We start from the raw sequence: 14,698 nt of genomic DNA on the forward strand, positions 1-14,698 counted from the left end.
TTTCCACGGGGGAGTGGTTGCGGGTTAACCCAGCTTGTCGTTGGATTTGCGGCGTGCGGTGAAGCCCAGCAGGCCAACGCCTACCAGCAGCATCGCATAAGTTGCCGGCTCCGGGACAGGTGCAGCCAGGTTCAGGTTACCGGCATAGGAACCGCCCATATTTGCGATAGCGGTGCTGCCAGTGACGGTGAAGCCATAGTTACCGGTCATCAGTGCGTCCAGAGGATAGAACTCAATACCGGATGAGGTAGAGAAGTTCGTGCCCAGGTTGGAATGGCTGCTGTCAGCATTCACCTGGAAGAACTGGATGTCGGTAATGCCGTAGTTTGCCAAACGAGCGGAGTCGATCCAGGTTTTGCCCACCACCGCAGTACCGCTGGCATAACTGGCGTTGGTGTCGACACTGAACAGATAGGTGTCGACGAAATCGCCAGGCGAAGCATGCAGAGAGCCGAAGACGGCATTGCCTGCAGCATCGAAGGTCAACGTGGTATCTGCGCTGGCAGCAGTGCTGGCGAGCAGCCCGGCAGTGCACAGGAGAGTTCCGGCTACCTTGCTAAATAACGCTTTCTTCATGTTAATACCCCTTGAAAATCGTGTTGTTGTGATACGTAGTAGCGGTTTGTTACATGTCAACAGTCGGGATATTGCAAATTTTTACTTTCTATGGCCTGTAGAAAATATCAATTTTTCCCTTCTGCTAACGCTGCAAATATATCCCACGGTATCAAAAGAATAATTCATTAATGAAGTGTGTATGTTCGCCTGCGGACATATAGAAGAGTCGCGTTAGGGGGACGCCTAAAGCCGGGAAAAGGTCAAGGGGAATATTTTTGCGTGCATGAGCCCGTATAATCCGCAGATGGATATTCACTCCGATGAGCTCAGGACCTTTGTTACCGTGATCGACAGCGGCTCGCTGAGCGCCGCTGCCGTGCATCTTGGACAGACGAGTTCCGGTGTGAGCAGGGCGCTTGGGCGCCTGGAAGAAAAACTGCAAACCTCGCTGCTGACGCGCACCACGCGGCGCATGGAACTCACGGAAGAGGGCCAGCTGTTCCTGGCGAAAGCGCGCGCCATCCTTGAGGCAATGGAAGAGGCGGAGGAAACCATCCGCATGCGCCGCCAGCGTCCGGCCGGGCGCCTTGTGGTGGATGCGGCGTCGCCTTTCATGCTGCACTGTGTGGTGCCGCATGTGGCCGAGTTCCGCAAACTGTTCCCCGAGATCCGGCTGGAACTCACCAGCAATGATCAGATCGCCGACCTGATCGAACACCGCACCGATATTGCCATCCGTATCGGCAGCTTGAGCGATTCCACCTTGCATGCACGGCCGCTCAGTTCCAGCCCCCTGCATGTGCTGGCCAGCCCCGCCTATCTGGCGCAGAACGGCGTGCCGCAAACGCCGGAAGGCCTGGCGCAGCATGCCTTGCTTGGGTTCGCGCAATACGAATTGGGCAACCAATGGCCGCTGCGGCATGACGGCGGCAATACCTGGCCGGTGGCGCCAGTGCTTTCCGCTTCCAGCGGTGAAACCCTGCGCCAGCTGGCGATTGCTGGGCAGGGCATTGTGTGCCTGGCGGACTTTATGACACGCGCCGATATCGCCGCGGGGCGTCTGGTGAGCGTGCTGGAGCCCTTCAATACCGGCTTCCGCCAGCAGATCCACGCCGTCTATTACCGCAATACACAGCTGGCCCAGCGCATCAGCTGCTTCCTCGACTTCCTGCAGCAGAAGCTGTAACAGAAGATGTCCGGCGTAGGCAAGCGCCTACGCAAAGGCGGGATGAACTGAGGGCGTCAATGTTCGACGGCGCACAGTGGCGTCAACGTTCCAAAACTAAGATGGAACCGTGATCGATGCGCGTGCAATTCGAATCAAAACGAAGCACGAACGCTCATCCGAGGCAAGCCGGTCGCCTGAAGTACCGGCACCACAGAATTCAGGCTCAAGACCAACAAAATATTGGAGGCCATCATGACTCAGGCTAATCATCCATCCAAGTACGTTGTGCGCGAATACCTCGAGCGGCGCTCACAAGAAGTCAAACCTCCTCCCACGCCGGAGGAAATCCGTCGCCAGCTAGGATGGGGACTGATGATGTTTGACCAGAAGATGGAAACCGGCAGGTCCTAGCGTCCGTACCCCCCGCATTACCTGTCTCCCGAGAGCCCGCTGCGCCAACAGCGGGCTTTTTTTCGCCGTTCGCTGAAAAGCGCGTCATTCACCGATCCCCCTCCGCCATTCACCGAAAAGCCGTTTCGCCGCCCCTTGAGCGCCGGTACATTAGCGCCATGACATCAACGGGGAGGCAGCAATGAGCAAAGAATCACAACAAATGCGCCGTCAGCTGATCTGGGGCATCCTGATCGTTTGCGTTGGCGTGGTGTTCCTGATGGACCGCACCGACGTCGTCCACGTGGGCCAGTTCTGGCGCTACTGGCCGGCCGTGGTCCTCGCTTTCGGCATCAACAATATGATTCCACCTACTACGGGAAAACTTTTTATGGACGGCGTATGGGAAGTGCTGTTCGCAGTGTGGTTCTTCTGCGCATTCGAGCACGTGTACGGACTGACCTTCGGCAATAGCTGGCCAATCCTCGTCATCATGGCGGGCATCAGTTTGGTCTTGCAGCCGATTGTGATTAAATACTTCGACAACAAGAAGGAGATGTAAATGAGGACCCAACGTCAACGCAGCACCGCTGCACAGATGCTGATTGGCTTTGCCGTGATTTGCATGGGCTTTGTCTTCCTGCTCGATAACCTGGGCTGGATCGACATCGAATACAACCTGCAATTCTGGCCCGTGATCCTGATCGTAGCCGGTCTGCTCAAAATTTCTCAGGCGCGCTCCGAGCGCGGCTCGGTGGTAGGCGGCATCCTGCTGCTGATTGGTACGGTGTTCATGCTGCAGGGCTTTGGCTGGTTCTATATCAGCTGGCGCGTGCTGGCGCCGATGCTGATCATCGCGGCGGGCCTGATGGTGGTGTTCAAATCGACCCGCAAGCCGGCCGTCAATCCGGAAGGACTGGCCGACATCGAAGGCTCGGAGCCGCTGCTGAATGCGACCGCGATTCTGGGCGGTTTCAAGCGCCGCGTGATCAGCAAGGACTTCCGCGGCGGCGAAATCACCGCCATGTTCGGCGGCTGCGACCTGGACCTGCGCGAATCCGACATCGTGAGCGAGGCTGTGATTACCACCTTCGCCCTGTGTGGCGGCATCACCATCAAGGTGCCGATCGACTGGACCGTGGAAATGGAAGGCACGCCTCTGATGGGCGGCTTCGACGAAAAGACCGTGGTGCCGAAAGAGCACACCAAACGACTGATCATCCGCGGCTACGCCATCATGGGCGGCGTGGAAATCCGTAACTGATGCAGGGCGCGCTGACAAGCCGCGGCGCCGCGCTCTACCTGCTGGTCTGGCTGTTGCTGGGGGCAGGGCTGGGCGGTGTCGTCACCGTCATGACGCCCGGTCCCTGGGGCTACGCCATGCTGTTCATGATGCCGGCCACGCTGCTGTTTGCAGTGGGGGCCGGCTTCTCGACTTACTACCTGTGCCGCGCCAACCCGCTCGGTGAACGCACGCCGGCTGCGATTTTGCTGGCGCTGTCCACGGCAGCGGTCGTAGCGGGCTTCCTGTGGGTGGGCATTCTGCAGGCATGGAATGCGCTGCTGGGGGCATTCGGCTGGGGCGTGACGCTGCGTCCGGCGCTGGTGGCCTTGCTGTTCCTGCTGGGCGTGCTGCTGTATGGCTTGCTGGCGGCGGCGAACTACCTGGTGGTGGAATTCACGCGTGCCCGCAACGCCGAGCGCCGCGAGCTGGAACTGAAGCTCATGGCGCGCGATGCGGAGCTGCGCATGCTGCGCACCCAGATCGATCCGCACTTCCTGTTCAACAGCCTGAATTCGATCAGCGCCCTGACCTCGATGGACCCGAAGGGCGCGCGCGAAATGACTCTGCGCTTGTCGGATTTCTTCCGTCAGAGCTTGGGCATGGATGCGCACAAGAAGGTCACGCTGGAGCAGGAAATGGCGCTGAACCGGCATTTTCTCGCCATCGAAAAAGTGCGCTTCGGCGAGCGGCTGGTGCATGAGGAGGCGATCGAGAAAAGCGCGCTGGCCTGTCTGGTGCCGCCGATGATCGTGCAGCCGCTGGTGGAAAACGCCGTCAAGCATGGCATCGGCCAGCTGCCGGAAGGTGGGCTGGTGCTGGTCGCGGCCTGGCGCGCGGGATCGGTGCTGAAGATCACCGTGACCAATGCCATGGACGAAAGCGTGCCGGAGCGGCGCGGTAATGGTATCGGCCTGAAAAATGTCCGCGAGCGCCTGAGCTGCGCTTACGGCCACGAGGCCAGCGTTCACTGGAAAAAAGAAGAGGGCAAGTTCATCGTGGAGATAGCGATGCCTGCCGAGACAAACGAGGATTGAATGCGGATCATCATTGTTGACGACGAAATGCTGGCGCGTGGCGTCATGCGCGAATATCTGTCGGCCCATACTGACGTGGAGATCGTGGCCGAATGCGCCAACGGTTTTGAGGCCGTGAAGGCCATCACCGAACTGGAGCCGGAGCTGGTGTTCCTCGATATCCAGATGCCCAAGCTGGATGGCTTCGAAGTGGCCGAACTGGTGAGCGGCAAGACGCGCTTCATTTTCGCCACAGCGTTCGACCAGTACGCACTGAAGGCCTTCGAGGTGCACGCGCTGGACTACTTGCTGAAGCCTTTCAGCCAGGAGCGGCTGGACCAGGCGCTGGCGCATGCGCGTATCAACCTCGGCGCGGCGGCGGGCGGCCAGCAGGCGGCGGTGGCTGCTGCGGCGCGCGATGTCGCGGCCGCGCGCGCGCGTCCGGCCGAGCGGGTGCTGATCCGCGATGGCGCCCGCGTGCACGTGATCCCCAGCGAGAAAATCGATTACGTCGAAGCGCAGGATGACTATGTGCAGATCCACTCCGAAGGCAAGGCATATCTGAAGAACCAGCGCATGGCGGAGCTGGAGGAACAGCTGGACCCGGATAAATTCATCCGCATCCACCGCTCCTATCTGGTCAACATCGAGTGCGTGGCTCGCATCGAGCAGGCCAGCAAGGACAGCCACCAGGCCGTGCTGCAGGACGGCACGCGCCTGGCAATCAGCCGCAGCGGCTACCAGCGCATCCGCACCGTCATGCAGTAGCTTGCACCGGCCGCGCGCCATCCAGGCAGCCGAAGGATTGCAGCGTGGCGGCGACAGCGGTATCCAGCGGCGTGCGCGGTTCGGCGCCGCCCAGTGCCGCGCGCAAGGCTGCGTTGTCCAGATGGACTTCGCATTGCCACAGATAGCGCATTTCCTGCAGCTCGCACAATACCGTCACGAACGGCGACATCAGCTTGAACAGCCACCACGGCGTGCTGCGCAGCGCAGGCGCCTTGCCGGTGCGCGCATGGACGACGCGGGCGATGGACGACGCGATCTGCGTGCCGTCGGCGTCCCACTGGCCTTCCATGTGGTAGCGGGCGAAGATGGGCAGGGCGTCGGAGCGCTCAATCAGGCGGAACATGGTTTCGGCAACGTCCGGCAGATAGGCCCAGTGGTGGCCAACGCCCGGTTCGGCCGGATTGTGAATGGCGCGCACGGGCTGATGAGGCTTGACCAGGCCTTGCGTCATCCAGCTGTTGGCGGCGCCGGGGCCGAAGAAGTCGCCGGCACGCACGATCAGGCTGGGCACGCCCTCGGCTGCAGCGCGTTCCAGGCGGCGCTCCAGTTCGACGCGAATCGCACCTTTGCGGGTGTGCGGTTGCTGGGGCGCGTCTTCCGCGATCGGACCTTTCAGCTCCGGCGAGAAGTTGTAGAGGGTGCCGGGCAGCAGGATACGTGCGCCGCTGGCGCGTGCCGCAGCGATGGTGTTGTCGATCATCGGCAGCACCAGGCCGGCCCAGTTCTTGTAGCCGGGCGGGTTCACGGCATGGACGATCAGCGCCACGCCATTGGCTGCGGCTACTACGTCTTCACGCTGCATGGCGTCGCCTTGCAGCCATTCCAGTCCGTTCGGCTGCTGCGCCGCCGCGTTGCGATGCAGTGCTTTCACTTTCCAGCCGCCTGCCAGCAGACGCTGGGCCAATGCGCCGCCTACACCGCCGGTTGCGCCGAGAATCAATGCAGTCTTGTTCATGGGTGAATCCTCCTTGAACTGCATTGTGCGCCGGCGGCAAGTTAAAGAAAATTGGTTAAAGTGGCATGGTCGCTATACATAAATGCATAGGCCATGACGGAACCGAACTGGGACTGGTATCGCAGCTTCCTCGGCGTGCTGGATGAGGGCTCGCTGTCTGCTGCTGCGCGCACGCTGGGGCTGACGCAGCCGACCGTGGGGCGCCATATCGAATCGCTGGAGCAGGCGCTGGGACTGGCCTTGTTCACGCGCGCGCACGACGGCTACACGCCAACCGACGCCGCTCAGCATTTGCGGCCGTATGCGGCCTCGCTGGCGTCCAGCGCGGCGGCCCTGCGGCGCATGGCGAGCAGCCATGGCCGCGAGGGCGAGGTACGCGGCACGGTGCGCATTACGGCCAGCGAGATGGTGGGCGCGGAAGTGCTGCCGCCCATTATTGCGGACATGCGTGCGCTGCATCCTGCGCTGTCGGTCGAGCTGGTGCTGTCCAACCGCGCCGGTAATCTGCTGCAGCGCGAGGCGGATATCGCCGTGCGCATGTTCCGCCCGACGCAGGAAGCGCTGGTGGCGCGCAATCTTGGCACGATTGAGTTAGGTTTTTTCGCGCGCAGGGATTATCTGGAACGGCACGGCACGCCCGCCTCGGCACGCGATCTGGACAAGCACACCTTGATCGGCTATGAAAGCGAGAGCGATTACATCCGCAAGATGCGCAAGCAGTATCCAGTGCTGGAAGGCCTGCACTTCAGTTTCAAGTCGGACAGCGATCCGGCGCTGATTTCCGCGATACGCGCGGGCGTGGGCATCGGTATCTGCCAGGCGCCGCTGGCGGCGCGCAGTGGCTTGGTGCGCGTGCTGCCGCGGGCCTTGTCGATTCCTATGGAAACCTGGCTGGTCATGCACGAGGACTTGCGCGACAACCCGCGCTGCGCGGCGGCCTTTGCGGCGCTGGGCGAAGGCTTGGCTGCCTACGTGGCGCCGCCGACTTTCCACCAGGCCGGGAAGAGGGCCTGAATTTCGGGCTTGAGGAAGCGGTCGTCGATCAGGTGCACGGTGCCGCGGTCGGTGGTGGTGCGGATCACTCGGCCGGCGGCCTGCACGACTTTTTGCAGGCCGGGGTAGAGGTAGGTGTAGTCGTATCCCGCGCCGAAGATGGACTCCATGCGCTCGCGGATTTGCTCGTTGATCGGATTGACTTGCGGCAGGCCGAGGGTGGCGACGAAGGCGCCGATCAGGCGCGAACCGGGCAGGTCGATGCCTTCGCCGAAAGCCCCGCCCAGCACGGCAAAGCCGATGCCTGCGCTGTCGTCGCCGAAGCGGTCGAGGAAGGCGGCGCGTTCGGATTCGCCCATGCGGCGCGACTGGCGGAAGGCTGGAACTTGCGGGAATTGTTGCGCGAACAGGTCGGCCACTTTTTCCATGTAATCGAAACTGCTGAAGAAGGCCAGGTAGTTGCCGGGCTGCTGCCCGTATTGTTCGCCCATCAGCGCGGCGATCGGCGCCAGCGAGCGCTCGCGGTGCTGGTAGCGCGTGGAGATGTGGCCGGCCACGTTCACTGCCAGCTGCTCGGCGGCGAAGGGAGATTCGACGTCGATCCAGGCGGTGTCTTGCGGCATGCCGAGCGTGTCGGCGTAGTAGTTCCAGGGGCTGAGCGTGGCCGAGAACAGGGCCGTTGCATGCGCGGCGTCGAAGCGCGGCTTCAGGAAGGGCGCGGGCAGGATGTTGCGGATGCACAGTGTGGAGTTGGTCTTCGTGCCGCTGCCGGATCGGGTGATGTCGAACAGGGAGTGCTCGCCGAAGGTTTCTGCGAGACGCGCGAACAGCAGGCCGTTGAAGTAGAAGTTCAGAACGTCGGCGTCGAACCAGGACGGATTCTCGGCCATGTAGTCGCCGATGTCCGTGGTTGCGGTCTGCAGGGCGTGCATGAATTTGTCCGGCAGGGCGGAGTAGCTGGCGTATTCTTTTTCCTGCTCTTTTTCCAGCGCGGACCATTGACGGTGCACGCGGTCCAGCGCCTTGCGCAGCGCGTCGGGCGCGGACTTGCGCAGGATGCGCAGGCCGGTGTGATCCATGTCGGCCGAGTACATCTGGCGCGCACGGTTGACCATATTGTGCGCTTCGTCTGCCAGCACGGCCACCTTCCAGTCGTTCATTTGCGCGAGGCTGTACAGCATCGCGCTCAGGTCGAAGTAGTAGTTGTAATCGCCAATGATCACATCGGCCCAGCGTACCAGTTCGGATTGCAGATAGTAGGGGCAGACATTGTGCGCCAGCGCGACCTCGCGCACCGTCGCGCGATCCAGCGCGCGACCCGGCGCCATGGAACCCAGCGTGGCGCCGGCGGCGGCCGGCACGCGCAGCGCATCAGGCGACGCCAGCGCGCCAGCATCCGACGCGGCCGGATCGGCGCGCAGAGTATCCGCAGTGTCCAGCGCGGAGCCGGCAACGAGGGCGGCTGCGACGGTGCGGTGTGGAGCGGCTCGGGGCGGCGCGGCGCGGGTGAGGGCGGCGCTGCGGGCGGCGGGCAGGCGGTCGTAGAAGCCTGCGGCGAGGGGGCAGGATTCGCCGTGGCAGGCTTTGTCGGGGTGCTCGCAGGCGGTCGTCTTGGCGGCGAGTTCCAGCGCGCGCAGAGGCAGCAGCGGCGCGCTGCGCTGGATGGTTTCGACGGCGCCAAGCGCCATCGCGCGCCCGCTGGTTTTGGCGGCGAGGAAGTAGATCTTGTCCAGCCCATGTTCGGCGGACGCCTTCAGCAGCGGGAACAGCGAGCCGATACTCTTGCCGATTCCTGTAGGCGCCTGTGCCAGCAGTGAGCAGCCACGGGCGCTGGCCTTGAACATGGCTTCGGCCAGTTGCCGCTGGCCCGGCCGGAAGTCGGCATGCGGGAAACGCAAGCCGCGCAAAGCCGCGTCTCGCGCCTGGCGATGCGCGAGTTCCTGCTCGGCCCAGGCAACAAAGGCGCTGCATTGCTGCTCGAAGAAGGCCCGCAGCGACGTGGCCTCGGCGTCTTCGGTCAGCAGCGTTTCTTTTTGCGAGGCGATGTCGAAGTAGACCAGGGCAAGTCGCACGGACGGCAGGCCGCGCGAGGCGCAGAGCAGATGGCCGTAGACCTTGAGCTGCGCCCAGTGCAGATGGCGATGGTTGGCGGGCTGGCGCGACAAATCGCCGCGATAGGTTTTGATTTCTTCCAGCTGATTCTGGCGGGGGCAGTAGCCATCCGCCCGGCCGCGCACGTGCAGCGGACCAAAGTCGCCGGACAGCGAAATCTCGCGTTCGTAGTCGTCCGCGCGGCGAGAGGTGACAACGGCGTGACCTGCGATACCCTCCTGCGCCGTCGGCGTTGGCGTAAAGCGCAAATCGAGATCGCCCTGCTTGGCCGTGAACTCGCACAGCGCACGGACCGCAACGGTATAGCTCATGCCGCCCACTGCAAATAGCAAACGGACACCGGCATCTGATGCTCGGCGCAATAATCGATCCAGCGCAGCTGATTATCCTGCAAGCGGTCGCCGGGACCCTTCACTTCAATCATGTTGTAGCGCCGCTCCGCGGGCCAGAACTGGATCAGGTCAGGGAAGCCGCTGCGATTGGCCTTTACATCCTGCAGGATGCGCTCGAACCAGTGGCGCAGATGCAGCGCCGGAATGCAGTCCAGCGCATGCGCGACCAGCTCGTCATCCAGCGCATCCCAATACACGAACGGCGACTGGATGCCGTACTTGGCCTCGCGGTTGGCGAGAATCGTGTCGCGGTAGCGGCCATCTTCCAGCTGCGCGAAGCAGGCGGCAAACAAGGCGGAGCGGCGCAGATGGAAGTCGGCGCTATGCAGATCGGCCGGCGCGTGATGGAAGGGATGGAAGAAGGCGCCGGGGATGGCGGCAAAGATCGCGTCCCAGCACAGCAGGCCAAACAGCGAATTGGCCAGGGCGTTTTCCACGTAATAGCAGGGCACATCATCGCGCCACAGGTGATCGCGCACCACGCCCTCGGCCCACCATTCCTCGCTCGGCATCGGCAGGCTCAGATCGAGACGCTCGACCGGCGTCGCCTTGCGCGCCGGCTCGCGCATATGACCCAGCTTGCGGCGCAGGCGCGGCGCCATGCGCAGCAGGGACTGGCGCTCCGCTTCGCTCTCCGGCGCAGCTTGTGCGCGTTGCAGCCATTCGTAGGCGAGGCCGAAGCGCTCATGCTTCTCCAGCACGCGGACGGCGCGGGCACGCGCGCCGGGATAGGCGCACTGTTCGTACACGCTGAAGGCGCCCGGCCAGTCGGCGAGCTTTTCCAGCTGCTGGCCGATCTGGAATTGCAGCTTCTGGCGGCGGCTGTGCAGCCACTCATTGTCCGGCGATGGCGGCGGCATATCGGCCAGCACGGCCAGTGGATCTTCACCCTCCGCAAACCGTTCGCGGCAGGCGTGCAGGGCCAGGTATTCGTCGATATCGCGGCGCGAGCGGAAGCCGCGCGCCGATGGCGAAAACTCCACCTTTTCGTAGCGGTAGATGCCCAGATCGGACAGCACGAATTCCGACCAGTCCTGGTGGTAATTGCCGAAGAAAATCAGGCGCAGGCGGTCGCACAGGGGTTTGGATAGAATGCGCCAGGCGCGGTCCGGCGCCGCCTCGCCGCACCAGGCGGAAAAGCGGTGCCCGGCATCGTGCTGTTCGCGCAGGGCTTCCAGCTGATCGGCCTTGCGGGCCGCCCGTTCACCGCCAGTCAGGCCAAAGACGCCAATGATTTCGGGCTTTTGCAGAAGCTCGAACAGCTCGTCCAGCGTAACCACGGGATCATCCTCGATCCAGCCTTCGGCGCTCAGCGGCGCCGCGGCGGTAATCGTGCAGCCGATTTCCGGATAACTCAGCTTCGAGGCGCGAAACAGCTCGCCCTTGCGCATGACCATGCGCACGAACAGGGCGCGCGAAGGCTGGGGCAGGGTGGGAAAGCGGCTGAGAAAAGCGTTCTCTTCTTCATTGAGCAGATCGCTGTAGCGGTCGCCGATCCACTGCAAGACCTGGTGAAAGTTGTCCAGGTAATAAAACGGGTTGTCGAGAACTTTGAGCATCGGGGCGGAAGCGGGAAAAACTGTATTTTTATACAGTGTACCGCGACCGCCCCGCTATTGCACTAGTTAAGCACTATTTTTTGACCAGGTGCTCCGCCTGTTCGGAAACCTTGGCGATTTGCTGTTCGAAGGCGCTTACCGCTTGTCGGGTAGCGTTCGTAACCTGCTCGTAGCCGCTGAAGGCGTTTTCGATGGCCGCTTTGACGATCTGGACGGCGTTTTCCGAGCCTGGTTTCACGTTTTTGGTGACGTCTTCGATCAAGGCGCTCAGGTTGTTTTTGGCTTCAGCCAGGTGGGCGTCGGCAGCCTTGGTGAATTCGTTGTGGATCTCGGTAATGATTTCCGTCAGCTGGCGGTTATAGGCGTTGGTGGCGGCCATGCCGGGCTGAAGGCGGGCCGACATTACGGCGATTGCCGCTTTCGGATCGGTGGCCTGGGCCATCTGCTGGCTGGTGGCCATGCTTTGTTCGACACCGGTTTTGGCGGTTGTCATATTCAGGTCCACCACCTGCTCCAGGCCATGCACGGCCTTTTCGGTCAGAGTATTGAAGGTTTCGAGCTGAAACTGGAACAGCGCTTTGGTGGCGGCGGCGAACTGCTCGGGATTTTGAAACATACTTTCTCCTCTCTGGTTGGATACTTCGTTTGCTTCTTGCTTTTACTTCATTATTTCCCACGCCACGGCTTTGTGCAACGGGGATCGCGATATGGACCCTGGCCTTTTTCCCATCCGGGGCCCAGGGGGTATTGCGAACAGCTGCGGTGGCCATCGATTTTGCTGATCCACCAATACCATGGCGCTGGCTCCGCAAGCACGGGCGCGGCCAGCATGGCGAGGAGTAGGGCGAGACGTTTCATAGCGGTGCATTCATGGGAAGCCGCATTGTAAACCGGCTGCCTTGGCCGGGCTTGCTCTCGACGTCGATCTGGCCACCTAGTACGCCCGTCACGATGTTGTGCACGATATGCAGGCCGAGGCCGGAGCTGCCCGCGCCAAGCCGGGTGGTGAAGAAGGGATCGAACACCCGCCGCAGATTTTCAGGCGGGATACCAACGCCGTTGTCGGACACCGTCAGCAGCATCTGGTCCGGTTCGCCGACGCGGGCGGCGATCGTGATCACGCCATCGCTGTGCGCAGGGAAGGCGTGCAGCAGGCAGTTGGCGAACAGATTGGTGATGGCCTGGCCCAATTGGCCGGGGTAGCTGCGCATGCGCAAATCCGGCGGGATATCCTGCACTAGCTGCGGGCGTGGCTGCTTGACGGCGGCGTACAGCGGCAGCATCAGCTGGGCGACAAATTCATCCAGCACGAATTCGCGGCGCTGCGCATCCGGCACGTCGACCGCGATTTCCTTGAAGCTGCTGATCAGGTTTGCCGCGCGGCTCAGATTGCGCAGCAGGACGGCGTCCGCTTCGCCCGCCTGTTTCACGTATTCGACCAGCTCGGAGCGGCGCAGGCCCTGTTCCAGGCGCGCCACCATTTCCGCCGTGTGATCGCTCATGGTGCTGACCACCATCAGGCTGTTGCCGATGGGCGTATTCAATTCATGCGCGACACCCGCGACCAGCGTACCCAGCGCGGCCAGCTTGTCGCGCTGGACCAGGGCTTGCTGGGCCTGGGTCAGTTCGGCGGTGCGTTCGCGCACCAGTTCTTCCAGCTTGGCGCGGTGGCGATGCAATTCCGCTTCCGCGCGCGTGCGCTCGATCGCGATGCCGGCAAGATGGCTGGCGACGCCAATCAGGCGCTGGTCCGCGGCCGTCGGATGGCGCACGGCGCGGTAGTACATGGCGAAGGAGCCGAGCACGGTGTTTTCGTCCATCAGGATCGGCATGGACCAGCAGGCTTTCAGGCCAAACGGCGCCACCAGTGCGCGATAGGGTTCCCACAGCGGATCGCTTTCAATGTCGGACACGATCACCGCCTCGCGCCGGAACATGGCGGTGCCGCAGGAACCGACCATGGGACCGATCTCGCGCCCTTCCAGCAGAACCAGATAATCGCGCGGCAGATTGGGCGCGCTGCCGCAGCGCATACGTGTGCCTGATTCGTCGAGCAGCATCACCGAGCAGATCACGCCTTCGGTTTGCGCTTCGATCAGCTGCACCAGCGCGTCCAGCGTGGCTTGCAGGGGCGCGCCGCGGGCGACCATTTCCAGCAGGCGGTTCTGGCCTTCGCGCAGCGCCTCGGCCAGCAGCTGTCCGGTGACGTCGACCAGGCGCATATGCAGCAGGCGGCGGCCGTCCTTGTCGATCAGGATCATGCGGACTTCGCAGTCGATCTGGTGCCCGCTCGAATGCAGCAGGGAGAGCTGGTAGACGCGGATTTCGCCGGCCGCCACGCGCTCGACCAGCTCCATCAGCACGGCCGCCGAGGTGCGGCTATCGGGCTGCAGCGGCGGACAAAGCGACAGCAGCGGCAGCGCAATCAATTCTTCGGCGCTGCGGCCGAACAGGCGCTCGGCGTTCAGGTTGACGTCGATCGGATAGCCGCTGTCGGCATCCAGCAGAATGATGGCGTCCGGCGAGCCGGCCATCATCATGTGGTAATTCACTTCGAGGGTGCCCAGCAGGGGCGGACCGGAATGGGAGCCCGTCAGCAGCAGAATTTTTTCGACCACGGCGCTGGACGAGAAGGGCATGCGGATATAGCCATCGGCGCCGGCGAGGGCGGCGCGCTGCTGTTCTTCGTCGCAGGGGCGGGCGGACATCAGCAGCACCGGCAAACGGCGCCCGTTGTGGTGGGACGACAGGCGCTGGCACAGCTCGAAGCTGGCGCTGCCGGCGATGGCCACGTCCAGCAGCGCGAGCGCGATGTGGCCAGCCTCGACCGCTTCCAGTGCGCTGTCGCCCTTGTTGACGACTTGCACACGAAAAGCGTGGCGCGCGAGCGCAAGCTCCAACCCGGCCAGATCGAAGTCCGTGCCTGTCACAATCAGGATGGTTTGCGTGGGGTCCAAGTATGCCGCGCCTTTCCGTTGGCCTGCCTGTCCCCAAGTGTATTACAAGACGGCGTCCTCAGATGAATTCGCGGCGGCACGCTCGGCGCGGGCGGCGGCAATGCGTGGGAAATTATCCTCAATCCAGTCCACCAGCACCTCCAGCCGCCCGGCGATTTCGGTGCCCATTGGCGTGAGCGTGTATTCGACGTGGGGCGGGATCACGGGCAGCGACACCCGGTCGACGAAACCGTCCGCCACAAGGGCATCCAGCGTCTGGGACAGCATTTTCTCGCTGACGCCGCCGATTTCACGCCGCAACTGGCTGAAGCGGTGCATGCCGCCCAGCAGCACGACGAGGATCAGCACGCCCCAGCGGCTGGTGACGTGGGACAGCACGATTCGCGAGGGACAGTCGGCCGCCAGCACTTCGCCGCGGCGGGCCGCGTTATTGACGGCCAGAGCCGCGCGCAGGGATTTGGATGTTTTCATGGCACTTACCAAAAGGTACGTACTTACAATTCGTTAGTATCGGTCCTATTATACGC

General features: G+C 62.8%; 13 protein-coding genes. 6 read left to right on the forward strand and 7 right to left on the reverse strand.

The features are described 5' to 3' along the window. Nucleotides 1-24: 24 nt before the first annotated feature. On the reverse strand, nt 25-576 hold the full coding sequence (locus AB4Z19_RS27365) for an FxDxF family PEP-CTERM protein (protein ID WP_442036714.1): 552 nt from the start codon (nt 574-576) through the stop codon (nt 25-27). Between the two features lie 286 nt (nt 577-862). Here AB4Z19_RS27365 and AB4Z19_RS27370 point away from each other — a divergent pair, with 286 nt between their 5' ends. The 5 genes from AB4Z19_RS27370 to AB4Z19_RS27390 all read left to right on the forward strand — a co-directional run bounded on the left by AB4Z19_RS27370 (nt 863) and on the right by AB4Z19_RS27390 (nt 5,182). Then, nucleotides 863-1,744 (forward strand): LysR substrate-binding domain-containing protein, encoded by an 882-nt coding sequence (locus tag AB4Z19_RS27370; protein ID WP_442025902.1) that lies wholly within the window; start codon nt 863-865, stop codon nt 1,742-1,744. Between the two features lie 574 nt (nt 1,745-2,318). Next, nucleotides 2,319-2,678 (forward strand): LiaI-LiaF-like domain-containing protein, encoded by a 360-nt coding sequence (locus AB4Z19_RS27375; RefSeq protein ID WP_442025894.1) that lies wholly within the window; start codon nt 2,319-2,321, stop codon nt 2,676-2,678. Then, nucleotides 2,679-3,380 carry a LiaF transmembrane domain-containing protein gene (locus AB4Z19_RS27380; RefSeq protein ID WP_442025893.1) on the forward strand — a complete coding sequence of 234 codons (702 nt, stop codon included), beginning with the start codon at nt 2,679-2,681 and terminating at the stop codon, nt 3,378-3,380. It abuts the gene before it with no gap. Continuing rightward, nucleotides 3,380-4,435: a sensor histidine kinase gene (locus AB4Z19_RS27385; protein WP_442025892.1), complete on the forward strand. Its 1,056-nt coding sequence runs from the start codon at nt 3,380-3,382 to the stop codon at nt 4,433-4,435. Before AB4Z19_RS27380 ends, AB4Z19_RS27385 begins: the two co-directional genes overlap by 1 nt. Next, nucleotides 4,436-5,182, forward strand: a complete 747-nt coding sequence (locus tag AB4Z19_RS27390) for a LytR/AlgR family response regulator transcription factor (protein WP_442036716.1) — start codon at nt 4,436-4,438, stop codon at nt 5,180-5,182. It abuts the gene before it with no gap. Here AB4Z19_RS27390 and AB4Z19_RS27395 read toward each other — a convergent pair. Next, nucleotides 5,172-6,158, reverse strand: coding sequence for an NAD(P)H-binding protein (locus AB4Z19_RS27395; RefSeq protein WP_442026491.1), 987 nt, complete (start codon nt 6,156-6,158; stop codon nt 5,172-5,174). The two genes, AB4Z19_RS27390 and AB4Z19_RS27395, sit on opposite strands and share 11 nt — an antisense overlap. Before the next feature lie 93 nt (nt 6,159-6,251). Between AB4Z19_RS27395 and AB4Z19_RS27400 the strand changes: the two genes are divergently transcribed. After that, nucleotides 6,252-7,172, forward strand: coding sequence for a LysR family transcriptional regulator (locus AB4Z19_RS27400; RefSeq protein WP_442026492.1), 921 nt, complete (start codon nt 6,252-6,254; stop codon nt 7,170-7,172). Here the strand turns inward: AB4Z19_RS27400 and AB4Z19_RS27405 are convergent. The 5 genes from AB4Z19_RS27405 to AB4Z19_RS27425 form a co-directional block, all read right to left on the reverse strand. Next, nucleotides 7,127-9,574, reverse strand: coding sequence for a helicase C-terminal domain-containing protein (locus AB4Z19_RS27405; protein WP_442026493.1), 2,448 nt, complete (start codon nt 9,572-9,574; stop codon nt 7,127-7,129). The genes AB4Z19_RS27400 and AB4Z19_RS27405 overlap by 46 nt on opposite strands. Beyond that, nucleotides 9,571-11,214 carry a VRR-NUC domain-containing protein gene (locus AB4Z19_RS27410; protein ID WP_442026494.1) on the reverse strand — a complete coding sequence of 548 codons (1,644 nt, stop codon included), beginning with the start codon at nt 11,212-11,214 and terminating at the stop codon, nt 9,571-9,573. The genes AB4Z19_RS27405 and AB4Z19_RS27410 overlap by 4 nt, the downstream gene beginning before the upstream one ends. A 73-nt stretch (nt 11,215-11,287) precedes the next feature. Then, nucleotides 11,288-11,830, reverse strand: a complete 543-nt coding sequence (locus AB4Z19_RS27415; protein ID WP_442026495.1) for a phasin family protein — start codon at nt 11,828-11,830, stop codon at nt 11,288-11,290. Nucleotides 11,831-12,068: 238 nt separating this feature from the next. Further along, complete coding sequence (locus AB4Z19_RS27420) at nt 12,069-14,171, reverse strand: ATP-binding protein (RefSeq protein WP_442036718.1); 2,103 nt, start codon at nt 14,169-14,171, stop codon at nt 12,069-12,071. Between the two features lie 42 nt (nt 14,172-14,213). Next, nucleotides 14,214-14,642: a winged helix-turn-helix transcriptional regulator gene (locus AB4Z19_RS27425; RefSeq protein ID WP_442029245.1), complete on the reverse strand. Its 429-nt coding sequence runs from the start codon at nt 14,640-14,642 to the stop codon at nt 14,214-14,216. Between the last annotated feature and the right edge of the window lie 56 nt (nt 14,643-14,698).

This window comes from Pseudoduganella sp. RAF19, from assembly GCF_052114165.1.
GTDB lineage: Bacteria > Pseudomonadota > Gammaproteobacteria > Burkholderiales > Burkholderiaceae_D > Rugamonas.

Excerpts from the sequence above, each read along its gene's own strand:
- AB4Z19_RS27365 (WP_442036714.1), bottom strand. The coding sequence starts at position 576 with ATGAAGAAAGCGTTATTTAGCAAGGTAGCCGGAACTCTCCTGTGCACT.
- AB4Z19_RS27370 (WP_442025902.1), top strand. The coding sequence starts at position 863 with ATGGATATTCACTCCGATGAGCTCAGGACCTTTGTTACCGTGATCGAC.
- AB4Z19_RS27375 (WP_442025894.1), top strand. The coding sequence starts at position 2,319 with ATGAGCAAAGAATCACAACAAATGCGCCGTCAGCTGATCTGGGGCATC.
- AB4Z19_RS27380 (WP_442025893.1), top strand. The coding sequence starts at position 2,679 with ATGAGGACCCAACGTCAACGCAGCACCGCTGCACAGATGCTGATTGGC.
- AB4Z19_RS27385 (WP_442025892.1), top strand. The coding sequence starts at position 3,380 with ATGCAGGGCGCGCTGACAAGCCGCGGCGCCGCGCTCTACCTGCTGGTC.
- AB4Z19_RS27390 (WP_442036716.1), top strand. The coding sequence starts at position 4,436 with ATGCGGATCATCATTGTTGACGACGAAATGCTGGCGCGTGGCGTCATG.
- AB4Z19_RS27395 (WP_442026491.1), bottom strand. The coding sequence starts at position 6,158 with ATGAACAAGACTGCATTGATTCTCGGCGCAACCGGCGGTGTAGGCGGC.
- AB4Z19_RS27400 (WP_442026492.1), top strand. The coding sequence starts at position 6,252 with ATGACGGAACCGAACTGGGACTGGTATCGCAGCTTCCTCGGCGTGCTG.
- AB4Z19_RS27405 (WP_442026493.1), bottom strand. The coding sequence starts at position 9,574 with ATGAGCTATACCGTTGCGGTCCGTGCGCTGTGCGAGTTCACGGCCAAG.
- AB4Z19_RS27410 (WP_442026494.1), bottom strand. The coding sequence starts at position 11,214 with ATGCTCAAAGTTCTCGACAACCCGTTTTATTACCTGGACAACTTTCAC.
- AB4Z19_RS27415 (WP_442026495.1), bottom strand. The coding sequence starts at position 11,830 with ATGTTTCAAAATCCCGAGCAGTTCGCCGCCGCCACCAAAGCGCTGTTC.
- AB4Z19_RS27425 (WP_442029245.1), bottom strand. The coding sequence starts at position 14,642 with ATGAAAACATCCAAATCCCTGCGCGCGGCTCTGGCCGTCAATAACGCG.